The sequence below is a fragment of the Bradyrhizobium sp. SZCCT0153 genome (assembly GCF_018129995.1).
In the GTDB taxonomy this organism is placed as follows: Bacteria; Pseudomonadota; Alphaproteobacteria; order Rhizobiales; family Xanthobacteraceae; genus Bradyrhizobium; species Bradyrhizobium japonicum_G.
In genome coordinates, this window is record NZ_JAFCKS010000002.1 from 799,496 (window position 1) to 815,618 (window position 16,123).

Annotated in this window: 15 protein-coding genes; 13 read left to right on the forward strand and 2 right to left on the reverse strand. The window is 64.7% G+C overall.

Translation table 11 applies throughout. The features are described from left to right. Positions 1-13: 13 nt before the first annotated feature. The 13 genes from JQ572_RS11415 (at position 14) to JQ572_RS11475 (ending at position 14,711) form a co-directional block, all read left to right on the forward strand. Complete coding sequence (locus JQ572_RS11415) at positions 14-988, forward strand: NAD-dependent epimerase/dehydratase family protein (protein WP_211383099.1); 975 nt, start codon at positions 14-16, stop codon at positions 986-988. 1 nt (position 989) lies between these two features. Then, the gene (locus tag JQ572_RS11420) at positions 990-1,739 is read left to right on the forward strand and encodes an SDR family oxidoreductase (RefSeq protein WP_211383100.1); all 750 of its coding nucleotides are present in this window, start codon (positions 990-992) and stop codon (positions 1,737-1,739) included. Continuing rightward, entirely contained in the window at positions 1,736-3,172 is a 1,437-nt protein-coding gene (locus JQ572_RS11425; RefSeq protein WP_211383101.1) for an NAD(P)-binding domain-containing protein, read from the forward strand. Before JQ572_RS11420 ends, JQ572_RS11425 begins: the two co-directional genes overlap by 4 nt. Positions 3,173-3,279: 107 nt before the next feature. Further along, positions 3,280-4,899 (forward strand): ABC transporter substrate-binding protein, encoded by a 1,620-nt coding sequence (locus JQ572_RS11430; protein WP_211383102.1) that lies wholly within the window; start codon positions 3,280-3,282, stop codon positions 4,897-4,899. Positions 4,900-4,927: 28 nt separating this feature from the next. Then, a complete protein-coding gene (locus JQ572_RS11435; RefSeq protein ID WP_211383103.1) occupies positions 4,928-5,959 on the forward strand; it encodes an ABC transporter permease in 1,032 nt (343 codons plus the stop codon). After that, positions 5,956-6,804, forward strand: a complete 849-nt coding sequence (locus JQ572_RS11440) for an ABC transporter permease (RefSeq protein ID WP_211383104.1) — start codon at positions 5,956-5,958, stop codon at positions 6,802-6,804. Before JQ572_RS11435 ends, JQ572_RS11440 begins: the two co-directional genes overlap by 4 nt. Continuing rightward, positions 6,801-8,471: a nickel ABC transporter ATP-binding protein NikE gene (gene nikE, locus JQ572_RS11445; protein ID WP_211383105.1), complete on the forward strand. Its 1,671-nt coding sequence runs from the start codon at positions 6,801-6,803 to the stop codon at positions 8,469-8,471. Before JQ572_RS11440 ends, nikE begins: the two co-directional genes overlap by 4 nt. Before the next feature lie 140 nt (positions 8,472-8,611). Beyond that, positions 8,612-10,213, forward strand: coding sequence for an ABC transporter substrate-binding protein (locus tag JQ572_RS11450; RefSeq protein WP_211383106.1), 1,602 nt, complete (start codon positions 8,612-8,614; stop codon positions 10,211-10,213). Positions 10,214-10,230: 17 nt separating this feature from the next. Then, on the forward strand, positions 10,231-11,172 hold the full coding sequence (locus tag JQ572_RS11455) for an ABC transporter permease (RefSeq protein ID WP_211383107.1): 942 nt from the start codon (positions 10,231-10,233) through the stop codon (positions 11,170-11,172). Beyond that, positions 11,169-12,092 (forward strand): ABC transporter permease, encoded by a 924-nt coding sequence (locus JQ572_RS11460; protein ID WP_211383108.1) that lies wholly within the window; start codon positions 11,169-11,171, stop codon positions 12,090-12,092. Before JQ572_RS11455 ends, JQ572_RS11460 begins: the two co-directional genes overlap by 4 nt. A 19-nt stretch (positions 12,093-12,111) precedes the next feature. Beyond that, entirely contained in the window at positions 12,112-13,101 is a 990-nt protein-coding gene (locus JQ572_RS11465; RefSeq protein ID WP_211383109.1) for an ABC transporter ATP-binding protein, read from the forward strand. Then, positions 13,098-14,081, forward strand: coding sequence for an ABC transporter ATP-binding protein (locus JQ572_RS11470; RefSeq protein ID WP_211383110.1), 984 nt, complete (start codon positions 13,098-13,100; stop codon positions 14,079-14,081). Before JQ572_RS11465 ends, JQ572_RS11470 begins: the two co-directional genes overlap by 4 nt. A 132-nt stretch (positions 14,082-14,213) precedes the next feature. Continuing rightward, positions 14,214-14,711 (forward strand): hypothetical protein, encoded by a 498-nt coding sequence (locus JQ572_RS11475; protein ID WP_211383111.1) that lies wholly within the window; start codon positions 14,214-14,216, stop codon positions 14,709-14,711. A gap of 51 nt (positions 14,712-14,762) precedes the next feature. Here JQ572_RS11475 and JQ572_RS11480 read toward each other — a convergent pair whose 3' ends face one another. Both JQ572_RS11480 and JQ572_RS11485 read right to left on the reverse strand, forming a co-directional pair. Further along, positions 14,763-15,050, reverse strand: a complete 288-nt coding sequence (locus JQ572_RS11480) for a YciI family protein (RefSeq protein WP_211383112.1) — start codon at positions 15,048-15,050, stop codon at positions 14,763-14,765. A 75-nt stretch (positions 15,051-15,125) separates the two neighbouring features. After that, positions 15,126-16,112, reverse strand: coding sequence for a sugar ABC transporter substrate-binding protein (locus JQ572_RS11485; protein WP_211383113.1), 987 nt, complete (start codon positions 16,110-16,112; stop codon positions 15,126-15,128). Between the last annotated feature and the right edge of the window lie 11 nt (positions 16,113-16,123).

The window sequence follows — 16,123 nt, forward strand, 5'->3', positions numbered from 1 at the left end:
TGGATCGCGCGCGATGAAGATCGTCATCTTCGGCGGCACCGGGTTTGTCGGCCTCAATGTTGCGGAGGCGCTGCTCGCGCGCGGCCACGACGTGACGCTGCATGACCGCGCGGAGTTGCCGCCATCCGCGCGGCGATCTCTTGCCGACTACGGTGCGCGGCTTAAAGCCGTGCAAGGTGATATCACCGATGCGGCAACCATCGATGCTCTCATCGCCGAAGGCGTCGATGCGATCGTGCTCGGCGCGGCGATCACCGCCGGCGATGACCTGGAGAGAGCGTCGACCGCCCGCGTTCTCGAAATCAATGTGATGGCGCAGATCCCCATCCTGCTCTCCGCGATCCGCCATGACGTGCGCCGCGTCGTCAATCTGTCGTCGGCATCGGCCTACGGCGCTGCGGGTGCACGGGTCGATGTTCTGGACGAGGAAACGCCCTGCGATCCTGTCTCGTTCTACGCCATCAGCAAGTTCACCTCGGAGCGATCCGTCGCGCGCCATGCCGAACTCTTTGGCGGCGATTTCCTGAGCGTGCGCTTAAGCGCCTTGTTCGGTCCGTGGGAGCGACCGAGCTCCGTACGGGACACGCCAAGCCTCCAGTTCCAGATTCTGGTCGCGTTCGCGCGTGGCGGGCCGGCGGTGATGCCTGAACCGGGCATGAGAGACTGGATCTACGCTCCGGATGCCGCGGAAGCCGTGGCGATGCTGATCGAAGCCGAACGGCCGCGCCATCGGCTCTATAACATCTCCAGTGGCGAACTATGGCCGGCCCTGCAATGGGGCGAGGCCTTTGCAGCGCTCCATCCCGGCCTGGAGTGCCGGCTCGCGGCGCCCGGAGAGAAGACGGTCATCAAGCTGCATGGACCATATCGCGCGCCGCTGTCGGTGAAGCGGATGGCGGATGAGTTCGGCTGGCGCTCGCGGTCCGTCTGCGCCGAGTCCGCGGCGGCGATGAGCGCCTGGCTGAAGCAGCATAAGGAGTGGATCTGACATGCGGCTGCAAGGGCGCACGGCCGTCATCACCGGAGCGGGCTCGGGCATCGGCCGCGCCAGCGCAAAGCTGTTCGCGGAGGAGGGCGCGCGTCTTGCCCTGGTCGATCGCGATGCCGAGGGCTTGCAGGACACGCTGCGCCTCGTCGGCGAGGCGACGACGCATGTCGGCGACGTCGGCGATGCCGGTTTCGCCGAGAGCGTTGTCGGCGATGTCGTGGCCCGGCATGCACGGCTCGATATCCTCATGACCGCGGCAGGCTTCTCCTGTGGCGGCACGGTGCTGACGACGAGCGTGGAGGACTGGGACGCGGTGTTTCGCACCAATGTCGGCGGCACTTGGCTGTGGGCGCGCGCCGCCGTGCCGCAGATGCAGCGGCAGAAGAATGGCTCGATCATCACTCTGGCGTCGCAACTGGCCTTGGCCGGCGGCAAGGGCAACAGCGCCTACATCGCCGCCAAGGGCGCGATCGTCAGCCTCACGCGCACGATGGCGGTGGACTTCGCCACCGACGGCATCCGCGTCAATGCGATCGCACCCGGCGCGATCGACACGCCGATGCTTCGCCGCAGCTTTGCCCGTCACGCCGATCCGGACGCGGTGCGCGAGGCCTCGCGCAACCGCCACGCCATGAAGCGGTTTGGCGAGGCTGAGGAGATCGCGCAGACGGCGCTGCATCTCGCCAGCGATGCGTCCTCGTTCACGACGGGCACCGTGATGGTGGTCGACGGAGGCTGGCTCGCGGCATGAGTGACGGGCTGACAGATCTCGAGGCGGATGTTCGCGCCGATCTCGCCAGGATCGCGCATCCCGGTGCTGCCTGGCTCGAACCGAAGATAGGACCGGACGGCAAGCCGGCGCTGGACGTGCTCGTCGTCGGCGCCGGCCAGTCGGGTATCGCCATCGGCTTCGGCCTGATGCGCTCTCGCGTCAGCAACATCCTGCTGCTGGACAAGGCCGAGGAAGGGAAGGAGGGTCCGTGGCTCACCTATGCCCGCATGCCGACGCTGCGCAGCCCGAAGGATTACACCGGGCCGGACCTCGATATTCCGAGTCTCACCTACCAGTCCTGGCACGAGGCCCGCTTCGGCAAGGAGAGCTGGCAGGCGCTGAACCTGATCCTGAGGGAGCATTGGGCGGAGTATCTGCTATGGCTGCGGCGGACGATTGGCTTGCCCGTGCGCAATGGAAGCGAGCTTCTCGAGATTGCACCCGCATCCGACGGCCTGCTCGCCGCGCGCGTGAAACGTGGCGATGCCATCGAGACACTTTACGCCCGCAAGATCGTGCTGGCGACAGGGCAGGAGGGCATGGGCGACTGGATGATTCCGGATCCGCTCCGCCATCTGCCGGCCGGTTTGGTCGCAACCGTGGCAGACGACATCGATTTCGAAAACCTCCGCGGCAAGCGCGTTGCCGTCATCGGCGCCGGCGCATCGGCGTTCGACAATGCGGCGACTGCGCTCGAAGCCGGCGCTGCGGAAGTGCACCTGCTGTGCCGCCGCGCGCAGATCCAGGTGATCCAGCCCTATCGCTGGCTGACCTTTCGCGGCTTTCTGCGTCATCTCAGCGATCTCGATGATGCCTGGCGCTGGCGTTTCATGCGCACCATCCTCGAGATGCGCGAAGGCTTTCCGCAGCCGACATATGATCGCTGCGCCCGTCATGCCAATTTCACATTGCATGAAGGCGCGCCGCTGGAATCCGCGCGTCAGATGGCTGGCGGCATCGAATTGCAGACGCCGCGGAGCGCCATCACGGCGGATTTCGTCATCTGCGGCACCGGCATCGACATGAACTTTGCCGGGCGCGGCGAGCTACGTGCATTCGCAGCCAATATCGCGACCTGGGCCGATCGTTACCAGCCGCCGGAGCGCGAGCGCAACGCGCGGCTCGGCCGCTTTCCCTATCTCGCCGACGATTACGCCTTCACCGAGCGCGTGCCGGGCCAAACGCCGTGGATTGCCGACATCCATCTTTTCGCCATCGCCTCCACCATGAGCTTCGGCCCGTCGGGATCGTCGATCAACGCGATGACGACGGCTGTACCAAAGCTCGTCAATGGCCTGACGCGTGGCCTGTTCCGTGGCGATATCGCGCGTCACTGGGCCTCGCTCTGCGCCTATGACGTGCCGCAGGCCGTGGTCACGCGGCCGGCGCGAAAAATGGGGGAATCCACATGATTGTCCATGCTCCACCGCGACGAAGCGTCCTTTCGGGACTGGCGCGCAACTTGCTTGTTTCTAAACCTGCCTTGCGGGCGTTCTTGTCGAAATTCAGGGAAAAACCAATGCGTCTAGTGTCTTTCAGGCCGGCGGCCTGCCTTGCCGCCACCGCAGCACTGCTGCTCGTTGCTAACGCGCCAGCGCAGGCTCAAACCAGGGCGGAGACTTTGCGCTACGTCACCGGTGCATCGGTCAACACGCTCGATCCCAACATCCCCGGCTCGACCCGCGAGTCCTTTGCGCTGAGCATGAGCACCTACGACCGGCTGGTGGCGTTCGGCCGCAAGGAGCTCAACGGCAAATGGGTGTTCGATCTCGACAAGATCACCGGCGAGCTCGCCGAATCCTACGACGTCAGCCCCGACGGACTTAAGCTGACGTTCCGCCTGCGCAAGGACGCCAAGTTCCAGGATGGCTCGCCGGTCACGGCCGACGACGTGAAATGGTCGCTCGATCGCTGTGTCACCGCGCCTATTCTCGGCAAGGCGCAGCTCCTGACGGGTTCGCTGACGTCGGCCGACCAGTTCAAGGTGATCGATCCCCTCACCATCGAGGTGACGCTGCCCAAGCCGGACAAGCTCGCGCTGCCGAATCTGGCCACCGTCTATCCCATGATCATCAACTCGAAGCTGGCGAAGGAGCACGCGACCGCGGATGATCCCTGGGCGACCGCCTGGCTCAAGGAGCACACCGCAGGCAGCGGCGCCTATGTGATCGAGACCTTCAAGCCGGGCGAGCAGGTGATCGTCAAGCGCAACGAGGACTGGAATCGCGGCTCGCCCGGCAAGCCGGCGTTCTTCAAGCGCGTGATCATACAATCGGTGCCGGAGCCCGCGACCCGCGCCAATCTGGTCGAGCGCGGCGATGCCGACCTCGTCGTCGATCTCCAGGCCAGCGATGTGCAGTCGCTCGAGGCCAAGGGCAAGCTCAAGGTGATCTCGACGCCGCAATACAATTCGATCACCTTCGTCTCGATGAACAACCAGATGCCGCCCTTCGACAACGTCAATGTCCGCCGCGCAATCGCTTTCGCGCTGCCCTATGACGACATGTTCAAGGCCGCGCTGTTCGGCCGCGGCGCGCCGCTGTTCGGCGCGAGCTGGCCGGACGGCAAGCCGGCGAACGGCATCTATCCGTTCCAGGCGCCGCTGAAGACCGATCTCGACAAGGCCCGCGAATATCTCAAGGCCGCCGGCCTTCCCGAAGGTTTTTCGACCACCTTCAGCTTCAATGTCGGCCAGGCCTCGACCGCGGAGCCGATGGCTTCGCTGGTGAAGGAATCGCTCGCCAAGATCGGGATCAAGGTCGACATCCAGAAGCTGCCGGACGCGCAGATGTCGACGCAGATCAACGAGAAGAAGCTGCCCTTCTTTACCGAGGGCATCGTCGCCTGGCTGCCGTCGACCGACTATTTCTACCGCAACTTCTACACCGGCAATCAGCGCTGGAACTACAGCTCGATCAACAATCCCGAGCTGGCCGCGATCGCGCAGGAGGCCCGCTTCGAGCCGGACAAGGCCAAGTACGAGGAGGATGGCCGCAAGCTCAATGCCATCCACTTCAGCGAGATGCCGCAGATCCCGCTCTGGCAGCCCAACCAGGATGCGGTCATGGCTTCGTCGATCGAAGGCTACACCTACGAATTCCATCGTCAGGTCGACTACCGCGATGTCGGCCGCAAGTGACATCCGCAAAAAGGGACGCTGAAAGGTCATGACCGGTCTTGGCGCAACGATGGTGCGGGCGGGCAGGCGGCTTCTGTCGTCGCTGCCGGCGCTGTTCGGAGTGCTGGTCTTCACCTTTCTGTTGATGCGTGTCCTGCCCGGGGACCCCGCGGTGTTCTTCGCCTCGGGGCCCAACGCCGGCAAGGAGGAGATCGAGCAGATCCGCAAGCAGATGGGGCTCGACAAGTCGGTTCCGGAGCAGCTCGTGTTCTATCTCTCCGATATCGGCCACGGCAATCTCGGTCGCTCCATGATGACGGGGCAGCCGGTGCTGAAGGATCTGCGCGAGCGGCTGCCGGCCTCGCTCGAACTTACCTTCACAGCGCTCCTGATCGCGCTGATCGCGGCGGTACCCCTCGGCGTGGTCGCGGCGCTGAAGCCGGGGTCGCCGGTCGATCACGGCGTGCGGCTGTTCTGCGCGCTCGGCGTCTGTGTACCGACCTTCGTCTCGGGTCTGCTGCTGATCTATGCCTTCTACTATCTGCTAGGGCTTGCGCCAGATCCGACCGGGCGGATCGACGTCTTCACCTCGCTGCCGCCGCAGCGCACCGGCTTCCTGTCGGTCGATTTCCTGCTTGCCGGAGATGTCGAGGGCTGGTGGGCGGCCTGCAAGCAGTTGATCCTGCCGGCGGTTAGCATGGCGCTGTTCGTGATCGCGCCGCTGGCGCGGATCACGCGCGCCTCGATGCTGGTCTCGCTGGGCAGCGATTTCGTCCGCACCGCGCGCTCGGTCGGATTGTCCTGGCGCAAGGTCGTCATCACCTATGCGCTGAGAAACGCCATCCTTCCCGTCATCACCATCGCCGGCATTGTGTTTTCGACCATGCTTGGCGCCAATGTGCTGGTGGAGAAGGTGTTCTCCTGGCCGGGCGTTGCCTCCTACGCGCTCGATGCGCTGCTCTCCTCCGACTATGCGCCGGTGCAGGGGTTTGTGTTGCTAATGGCCAGCCTGTTCGTGCTGGTCAATCTCGTGGTCGATATCTGCTACGGCATCGCCGATCCCAGGGTGTCGATTGGATGACCAGCGCAACGCTTCGCCATTCGGTCTGGATTCTGCGCGGCAACCCGCTCACCGCGGTCGCGGCGACCGGTGTTCTGCTGTTCGTCCTGGTTGCGATTTTCGGCCCCTGGATCGTGCCTTATGATCCTGTGGTCTCCAATGTTTCGGAAGCGCTGCAATCGCCGAGCGCGGCGCATCTCGCCGGCACCGATCAGCTCGGTCGCGACGTGTTCAGCCGCCTCGTCATTGCGGCGCGCCTCGATCTTGCCATCGCGGTCTCCGCGGTCGGCATCTCCTTCCTGATCGGAGCTGTCGTCGGTTCGTTCTGCGGCTATGCCGGCGGCAGGCTCGACCGCGCGGTCGGCCGCTTCGTGGACGTGATGATGGCTTTTCCGCTGTTCGTGCTGGCGATGGCGATGGTCGCCGCGCTGGGCAACCGGATCGAGAACATCGTGATCGCGACCGCGATCATCAATCTGCCTTTCTACATCCGCTTCGCGAGGGCGGAGGTCAACGTCCGGCGCAATGTCGGCTGGGTGGAGGCGGCGCGCGCCTGCGGCGAGAGTCATTTCTCGGTGGTGCTGCGCTTCCTGCTGCCGAACATCCTGCCGGCGATGGCCGTGCAGATCTCGCTCAACCTCGGCTGGGCCATCCTCAATGCCGCGGGCCTGTCGTTCATCGGCCTCGGCGTCAAGCCGCCGACGCCGGAATGGGGCATCATGGTCGCGGAAGGCGCGCGCTTCATCTCGACCGGACGGTGGTGGCTGGTGGCCTTTCCGGGCCTCGCGCTGATGATGGCCGTGCTGTGCTTCAATCTCCTCGGTGACGGGATGCGGGACATTCTCGACCCGCGGATGCGCACATGAGCGAAGAGCTGCTCAGGATCGAAGATCTCCACGTTTCGTTCTCGACGCGGCGCGGCATGGTCGAGGCCGTGCGCGGCGTGACGCTCGACGTCGAAGCCGGCGAGATGCTCGGCCTCGTCGGCGAGAGTGGATCGGGCAAGTCGGTGACCGGTTTTGCGACGACGCGGCTGCTCGATACGGCCGGCCGCGTCACCGCAGGCAAGATCCTGTTTCGCGGCCAGGACGTCACAAAACTCAGGGGCGACGACCTCCGGCATCTCCAGGGCGCTGCGATGTCGATGATCTTTCAGAACCCGCGAGCGGCGCTCAATCCGATCCGCGCGATCGGCTCGCAGATCGCGGACGCGATCCTGACCCACAAGCGGATATCGAAGGGCGCCGCCCGCGCCGAGGCGCTGGATTTGCTGCGCGCGGTTCAGATCCGCGAACCCGAGGCGCGGATGAACGCTTATCCGCACGAGCTTTCCGGGGGCATGTGCCAGCGCGTCATGATCGCGATCGCGATCTCCTGCAATCCCGCGCTCTTGATCGCCGACGAGCCGACCACCGGCCTCGATGTCACGACTCAGAAGGTGGTGATGGATCTGCTGGCGGACATCGCCGCCGCGCGCGGCATGGCGACGATCCTGATCACGCACGATCTCGGGCTCGCTGCGCGCTATTGCCGCCGTATCGCCGTGATGGAGCGGGGACGCATCGTCGAGGAGGCGAATCCTAAAACGCTCTTCTCGACGCCGCAGCACGCCTATACGAAGCGCCTCGTAGCTGCATCGCCGACCGCGACGTCCCGGATCGAGGATCTCGTGACGGAGGAGGAGCGGGAGCGCCAGGCGACTTTTGTCAGCAAGCCAAGACCCGAACTCGCGCATGGTACGCCGCCGCTCCTGGAAGTGCGCAAGCTTGCAAAGCGGTTCGACCAGGGCGCTGCGGCGGTCGCGGACTTCTCGATGACGATGGCTGGCGGCGAGAGCGTCGGTCTCGTCGGCGAATCCGGCTCCGGCAAGAGCACGACATCGCGGATGATCTGCCGGCTGATCGACCCGAGCGAAGGCGAGATCGTGTTCGACGGACAGTCGATCGGACATGTGGCGTCGCGTGACTTCCATCGCTCGCGTTTCCGCAAAGACATCCAGATGGTGTTCCAGGACCCGAACGAAAGTCTCAATCCGCGCTTCACGGCGTTCGATTGCATCGCCCATCCCCTGACGCGGCTCGATGGTATGCGTGGGGGCGATGCACTGCGCAAGCGGGTGGAGGAATGCGCGGAACGGGTGGGTTTGCCGCTGGATCTCTTGCCGCGCTTTCCACACCAGCTTTCCGGCGGACAGAAGGCCCGCGTCGGCATCGCCCGGGCGATCGCCTGCCGGCCGCGGCTGCTGGTGCTGGACGAGCCGACTGCGGCGCTCGACGTCTCCGTGCAGGCGGTGGTGTTGCAACTGCTTGACCGCTTGCGGCGCGAGAACGACATCGCGCTGCTGTTCGTCAGCCACGATCTCAACGTGGTGCGCATGCTCTGCGACCGCACCATCGTGCTGCGCAATGGCGGCATCGTGGAGCAGGGGGAGAGCCGGGCGCTGTTCGATAATCCGAAGACCGACTACACCCGCAAGCTGGTCGAGGCGATCCCGCATATCGAGACCGGGCCGTTGCTGGCGGCCGCGCTTTGAGGTCTGGACCGGCCAAACTGATGACGAGATTCCACTGGCGAAGGCCCGTCAGTGGCACACCATTTGCACGCCAATGAGCTCTGGTTTCACCTGCTCTTGGCCAATGATGGCCGGCATAACGGCACTATTGGGAGGATTTCATGGATCGCAGGACCGTATTGAAGGGACTGGCCGGCGCGGGCAGTCTGGCGTTGACCGGCATCTCGGCCCCGGCGATCGCACAAGGCGCCTCCGCGCGCACGCTGCGCTTCGTTCCGCAAGCAAACCTTGCAAATTTTGACCCGATCTGGGGTACGCAATATGTCGTGCGCAATGCTGCGGCGCTGGTCTGGGACACGCTTTACGGCATCGATTCTTCGCTCCAGCCGCAGCGCCAGATGGTCGAGTCCGAGCAAGTCAGTGACGACGGCACCATCTGGACGTTCAAGCTGCGGCCGGGCCTCAAATTCCATGACGGCGAGCCGGTGCTGAGCAAGGACGTCGTCGCAAGCCTTGCGCGCTGGGCGGTGCGCGATCCGATGGGCCTGATGATCACGGCGCTCCAGCAGGAGCTCACCGCCGTCGACGACCGCACCTTCAAATGGGTGCTGAAGCAACCTTTTCCGAAAATGCTTTACGCACTCGGCAAGAACAACTCGCCGTGTGCGTTCATCATGCCCGAGCGCATTGCGCAGACGGACCCTTTCAAGCAGATCGGCGATTATGTCGGCTCCGGCCCGATGAAGTTCGCCAAGGCCGAGTGGGTTCCGGGCGCGAAAGCCGTGTTCGAGAAATTCGCCGACTACGCACCGCGGCAGGAGAAGTCGTCATGGCTCGCCGGCGGCAAGCAGATGCTGGTCGATCGCATCGAATGGATCGTGATGCCGGATGCGGCCACTGCGGCTGCGGCGTTGCAAAACGGCGAGATCGACTGGTGGGAGAACCCGATCGCAGACCTCGTCCCGGTCCTGAAGAAGAACAAGAACATCAGCGTCGACATTGGCGATCCCCTCGGCAATATCGGCTCGTTCCGCATGAACTTCCTGTATCCGCCCTTCAATGACGTGCGGGCGCGTCGTGCGGTGCTGATGGCGATGAGCCAGGAAGACTATATGCGCGCAATCGTCGGCGACGATAACTCGCTCTGGAAGCCGCTGCCCGGTTTCTTCACGCCGGACACGCCGCTCTATTCCGAGGCGGGCGGCGAGATACTGAAGGGCAAGCGCGATCTCGACGCGGCCAAGAAGCTGCTCGCCGAGAGCGGTTATTCCGGCCAGCCCGTGACGTGCCTCGTGGCGCAGGACCAGCCGATCACGAAGGCGATGGGCGATGTGACCGCGGACCTGCTGAAGAAGCTCGGCATGAATGTCGACTTCGTCGCGACCGATTGGGGCACGGTCGGCTCGCGCCGTGCGCTGAAGACCCCTCCGGGGCAGGGCGGCTGGAACATGTTCCACACCTGGCACGCGGGCGCGGACTGCACCAACCCCGCGCCCTACACCGCCATTCGCGCCAATGGCGACAAGGCGTGGTTCGGCTGGCCTACCAGCCCGGCCACGGAAAAGGAGGTCACGTCGTGGTTCGAGGCCAAGAGCCTCGACGAGGAAAAGGCCGCCATCGGTCGCCTCAACAAGGCGGCGATGGACGACGTCGTCTATGCGCCGACCGGCTTCTTCCTGAGCTACACGGCGTGGCGCAAGAACGTCTCCGGCATCGCCAAGGGGCCGTTGCCGTTCTTCTGGGGCGTGTCGAAATCCGCATGATGGTGCACTGAAGCCAGATGCTCTCCTACATCCTCCGTCGCATCGTCGCGACCTTGCCGGTGATGGCAATCGTCGCGCTGTTCGTGTTCAGCCTGCTTTACATCGCGCCGGGTGATCCGGCCGTGGTGATCGCGGGCGACCAGGCGAGCCCGGAGGATGTGGAGCGCATCCGCCAGAGCCTCGGCCTCGACCGGCCGTTCCTGATCCAGTTCGGAAGCTGGGTCTGGCGCATCCTGCACGGCGATCTCGGCACCTCGATCTTCACCAATCTGCCGGTCTCGACGATGATCGGGCAGCGTCTCGGACCGACGCTGTCGCTCATGGTCGTCACCCTGCTGCTCACGATCGTGATCGCGGTGCCGCTTGGGGTGCTGGCGGCGTGGAAAGCCGGGAGCCTGATCGACCGCGTCATCATGGGCTTCGCGGTGTTCGGCTTCTCGCTGCCCGTCTTCGTGGTCGGCTACATGCTCGCCTACGTCTTCGCGCTCCAGCTGGAATGGCTTCCGGTGCAGGGCTATACGCCGCTTGCGGCAGGCTTCTGGCCTTGGCTGGAGAATTTGATCCTGCCGGCTGTCGCGCTCGGCTGCGTCTATATTGCGCTGATCGCGCGCATCACCCGCGCCACCATGCTCGAAGTGCTGCAGCAGGATTATATCCGCACTGCGCGCGCCAAGGGCCTCGGGCAGGGCGGCATCCTGTTCATCCACGCGCTCAAGAACGCGGCGGTGCCGATTGTCACGGTGATTGGGATCGGCATCGCGCTTCTGATCGGCGGCGCGGTCGTCACGGAGAGCGTGTTCGCGATCCCTGGCCTCGGCCGGCTCACGATCGATGCGATCCTGCGCCGCGACTATCCCGTGATCCAGGGCATCGTGCTGCTGTTCAGCTTCGTCTACGTCCTCGTCAATCTGATGATCGACGTCACCTATACGATCGTTGACCCGAGGATCCGCTATTGACCGACACGACTTTCAATCCACAAGCGCTGCCGGCCGGCCTCGTCCTCGCGCCGCAACTGCCCGAAATCCTGCGGCCGGTCAAAATCCGGCGCGGCTTCATCGGGCTCTTGCGCGGCCATCCGACCGTTGCGATCGGCGGCGCGCTGCTGCTGACGCTGGTCCTGATCGCGATCTTCGCGCCAATTCTCGGAACGGTCGATCCGACCGCGCTCGCGCCCGCCAAACGCACCCGTGCGCCCAATGCCGATTTCTGGTTCGGCAGCGATGTGCTCGGCCGCGACATCTATTCGCGCGTGCTGTTCGGCGCGCGGGTGTCGCTCACGGTCGGGCTGTCAGTCGCGATATGTGCGTCCGCGGTGGGTCTTGCCATCGGCATCGTCTCCGGCTTCATCCGCTGGGCCGACGGCATCCTGATGCGCTTCATGGACGGCCTGATGTCGATCCCGCCGATCCTGCTGGCGATCGCGCTGATGGCGCTGACGCGCGGCAGCGTCGGCAACGTCATCCTGGCCATCACGATCGCCGAGATCCCGCGCGTCTCGCGCCTTGTCCGCAGCGTGGTCCTGTCGCTGCGCGAGCAGCCCTACGTGGATGCGGCGGTGGCGTGCGGCACGCGGACGCCGATGATCATCGTGCGCCACATCCTGCCCAACACGCTGGCGCCGATGCTGGTGCAGGCGACCTACATCTGCGCCAGCGCCATGATCACGGAGGCGATCCTGTCCTTCATCGGCGCGGGCACGCCGCCCACCATTCCGTCCTGGGGCAACATCATGGCCGAAGGCCGCGCGCTGTGGCAGGTCAAGCCCTACATCGTGTTTTTTCCGGCGGCGTTCCTCTCCGTCACCGTGCTTGCCGTGAACCTGCTTGGCGACGGCCTTCGCGATGCGCTCGATCCGCGCATGGCCAAGAGCCTCTGATGCACCGAGGCTGAACGCGATGGCTTTGCTAGAAGTCGAGGACCTCCAGACCCACTTCCGGACGCCGAGCGGCATCAACCGCGCGGTCGACGGTGTGTCCTTCCATGTCAACGAGGGCGAGACGCTCGCCATCGTCGGCGAGTCCGGCTGCGGCAAGTCGGTGACCTCGATGTCGCTGATGCGGCTGATTCCGGAGCCGCCCGGCAGGATCGCCGGCACCATCCGCTTCGCGGGCAGGGATCTTCTGCAGCTTTCCGACCGCGAGATGCGTGCCATCCGCGGCAACGACATCTCGATGATCTTTCAGGAGCCGATGACGAGCCTGAACCCGGTGTTGACCGTCGGCCGCCAGATCCGCGAGACGCTCATGATCCATCAGGGCCTCGACAAGGCGGCGGCCGAGGCGCACGCGATCGAGATGCTGACCCTCGTCGGCATTCCCGAACCGGCGCGGCGCGTGCGCGAATATCCACACCAGCTCTCGGGCGGCATGCGCCAGCGCGTGATGATCGCGATCGCGCTCGCCTGCAATCCGAAGCTCTTGATCGCGGACGAGCCGACCACCGCGCTCGACGTGACCATCCAGGCGCAGATCCTGAAACTGATGCTGGACCTGAAGCACCGCGTCGGTGCGGCAATTATCCTGATCACTCACGATCTCGGCGTCGTCGCCGAGATCGCCGAGCGCGTCATGGTGATGTATGCCGGCCGCAAGGTCGAGGAGGCGCCGGTCGCCGAGCTGTTCCGCTCGCCGCGCCATCCCTATACGCAAGGCCTGCTCGGCGCGGTACCGCGGCTCGGCTCGTCGCTGACCGGCACCGCGCGACGGCTGGCCGAGATTCCCGGCCAGGTGCCTGACCTCCGCAAGCCCATCATCGGCTGCGTCTTTGCCGGCCGCTGTGCGCTTGCGACCGATCTCTGTCGCCAGTATGCGCCCGGGCTCGAGGAGAAGGGGCCGCGCCACGTCGCCGCCTGCCACTACGCTGCCAAGGGAGCCGTTGCGGCATGAGTCCCCCGCTGCTCCAGGTTAACGACCTCAAGAAGCACTTTCCGGTCAAGACCGGGCTGTTCGGGCGCAAGTCCGAATGGGTCTATGCGGTCGACGGCGTCTCGTTCGAGGTCGCGCGCGGCGAGACGCTGTCGCTGGTCGGCGAATCCGGCTGCGGCAAGTCCACGGTCGGCCGTGCCATCCTGCGGCTGTTCGACATCACCGCTGGCCAGGTCATTCTCGACGGCCAGCGTATCGACGACGCACATCCGAGCACGATGCGCCAGATGCGCCGCCGCGTGCAGGTGGTGTTCCAGGATCCGTTCTCGAGCCTCAATCCGCGGATGCGCGTGCGCGACATCCTGGCCGAGCCGATCCGCAATTTCGGCCTCGCCAAATCCGCAAGCGATCTCGAAACGCGCGTGACGGCGCTGATGGACACGGTGCGCCTGCCGCGCGAGGCGCTGAACCGCAGGCCGCACGAATTCTCCGGCGGCCAGCGCCAGCGCATCGGCATTGCGCGCGCACTCGCGGCCGAGCCCGAGCTGATCGTCTGCGATGAGGCGGTCTCGGCGCTCGACGTTTCGGTCAAGGCGCAGATCGTCAATCTGCTCCAGGATCTCCAGAACGAGTTCGGCCTGGCGCTGTTGTTCATCAGCCACGACCTCGCGATCGTCGAGCACATGACCCACCGCGTGGCGGTGATGTATCTTGGCAAGATCGTCGAAGTGGCGCCGCGCCGCGAGATATTTGCCGCGCCGAAGCATCCCTACACGAAGGCGCTGCTCTCGGCCGTGCCGCTGCCCGAGCCGGGGGCTCAGCGCAATCCCATCATCCTCAAGGGCGACGTGCCGAGCCCGATCAACCCTCCGCGCGGATGCCGCTTCCACACCCGGTGTCCGCTGGTCTTCGACCGCTGCCGGACCGAGGAGCCGGTGCTTCGCGCAGCCGGAAGCGAGCAGTGGGTGGCGTGCCATCTCGACGCATTGCCGCAGGGTTAGACTGTCATCGCGAGCGGGTCCGGGCCGCGTGGTTCAGTCATGTTCCGCAACATATCTCAACATCTTCGCCAAATTTTGATCGGTTGATCGCGGCTAGGGTCGGTTCAAACCCAACGAATCGGAGCCGCCGCGGTGTCTTTGAAATCATCCCTTAAGCGAGGGAGTGCCGGCCTCGCCTGCCTCGCGCTGGTGGCCCTGAACGCGTCCTATGCGGAAGCGACCCTGGACGGTTTGGCCGGCACTTGGTCAGGGACGGGTTCGATGAAGCCTGCCGATGGTCCCCGCGAGAAGGTGCGCTGCAGGGTCGCCTACAACGTCACGAGGCTGGGCCGATCGCTCACTCTGGATTTGCGATGCGCGAGCGATGCCTACAAAATGGTCTTGTCCGCCAACATGGAGCAGAACGGCAAGGAGTTTTCGGGGAATTGGTTCGAGAGCGAATACCGCCAGGGTGGCAAGATCTACGGAACGAGTTCGGAGGACGGATTGATAGAGGCAAGAATTGAAGGCAACACCGTTGCGGCGTTGGTGACGATCCGGACCGCGGGCAATCACCAGTCGTTCGTCATGGATGCGCCTGGTGCCTGGGTCTCGCAGGTCGCCATAGAGCTGAACAAAGATCCGAAGTAACGGCCGCGCGAACGCCCTTGCCGGGTGCCAGGCGATGGCCCGTCGCAACTTTCAACCTTGTCGGCGCAGGAAGCCCGTGATCGTGACCTTGTCCCAGATGCCGGCCTCGGCAAAGGGATCGGCGTGGTTGAAGGCTTCGACTTCGCTGCGGCCGGGCGCCTCGATCAGGAACAGGCTGCCGATCATGGTCTGGCCATCATCGGAGACGAGCGGCCCCGACATCACGATCTTGACGCCGAAGCGCGAGGTGTCGCTCAGAAAGGCCTTGTGCGCGTCGTAATTGGCCAGCCGGGTCAGCAGTGCGCCGGCGCGGTCGAGGGCGTGAATAGCGAACAGCATGGTGTCTCCTTTTATGTCTCGTTTTCTTGGGACGGCCGCAAAGGCGGCCGTCCGTGCTTGTCTTGATCGGCTGGCCTATTTGGCGCCGAGCTTGCTGGCGTCCTCGAAGGTCGGGCAGGTCCGCTGCTCCAGCGGCACGTCGAACGGCTGGTAATTGTCCTTGGTGATGACGGTCGGCTTTAGCACGATCTCATTGATGACCGGCTGGTTGCGCAAGCTGCGGATCGCCATCATGGTGCCGAGGCATCCTTGAAAAAATCCGTTGTAGTCGCCGCTCGCCAGCAGCTTGCCGGACTTGATGGCATCGATCGCCTCCTTGGTGCCGTTGATGCCGATCACCTGGGCCTTGCGGTTGGCACCGTCGAGCGCCTCGATCGCGCCGACCGCCATGGCGTCGTTGGCGGCGAGCACGCCGTCGATCTGCGAGTTCGACTGCATCAAATTCTCCATCACCTGGAGCGCCTGCAGCCGCTGGTAGTTGCCGGGCTGCGAGGCCAGCAGCTTGGCACCCGCGTTTTCCTTCAGCGCGTCGTTGAAGCCGCGGACGCGGTCGACGTTGGTCAACGAGCCCTTGACGCCCTCGATGATGACGATGTTGCCTTTGCCGCCGAGCGTCTTGAGCAGGAAACGCGCAGTCTCCAGCCCAAGGCTGTAATCGTCGGCGCCGACGAAGGAGAGGAACTTGCCGCCCGCGGAGCGGTCGGTGATGTTGACGACCGGGATCTTTGCCTCGTTGATCTTCTCGACGCCCGGCACCATCGCCTTGTAGTCGACCGGCGTGAAGACGATCGCGCTCGGCTTCTTAACCACGACGTCCTCGATCTGGCTGAGCTGCTCGGGGATGGAGTCCGGCTTGGTCGGGATGTACTGGAGCGTCTTCGCGTTCAGCGCCTTCGCCATGCTGTCGGCGCCAACCCGCACCGTCTGGAAGAACGGGTTTGTCTGGTTCTTGGTGAATACGGCGATCGTCTCGCCGTCGGCGCGCGCCTGCGTCGTGAACGCGGCCGCCATCAGCAGCGGCAGCGCCAAATAGGACGTCAAGTAGCCCAGTTTCTGTTTCATGTTGTCTCCAT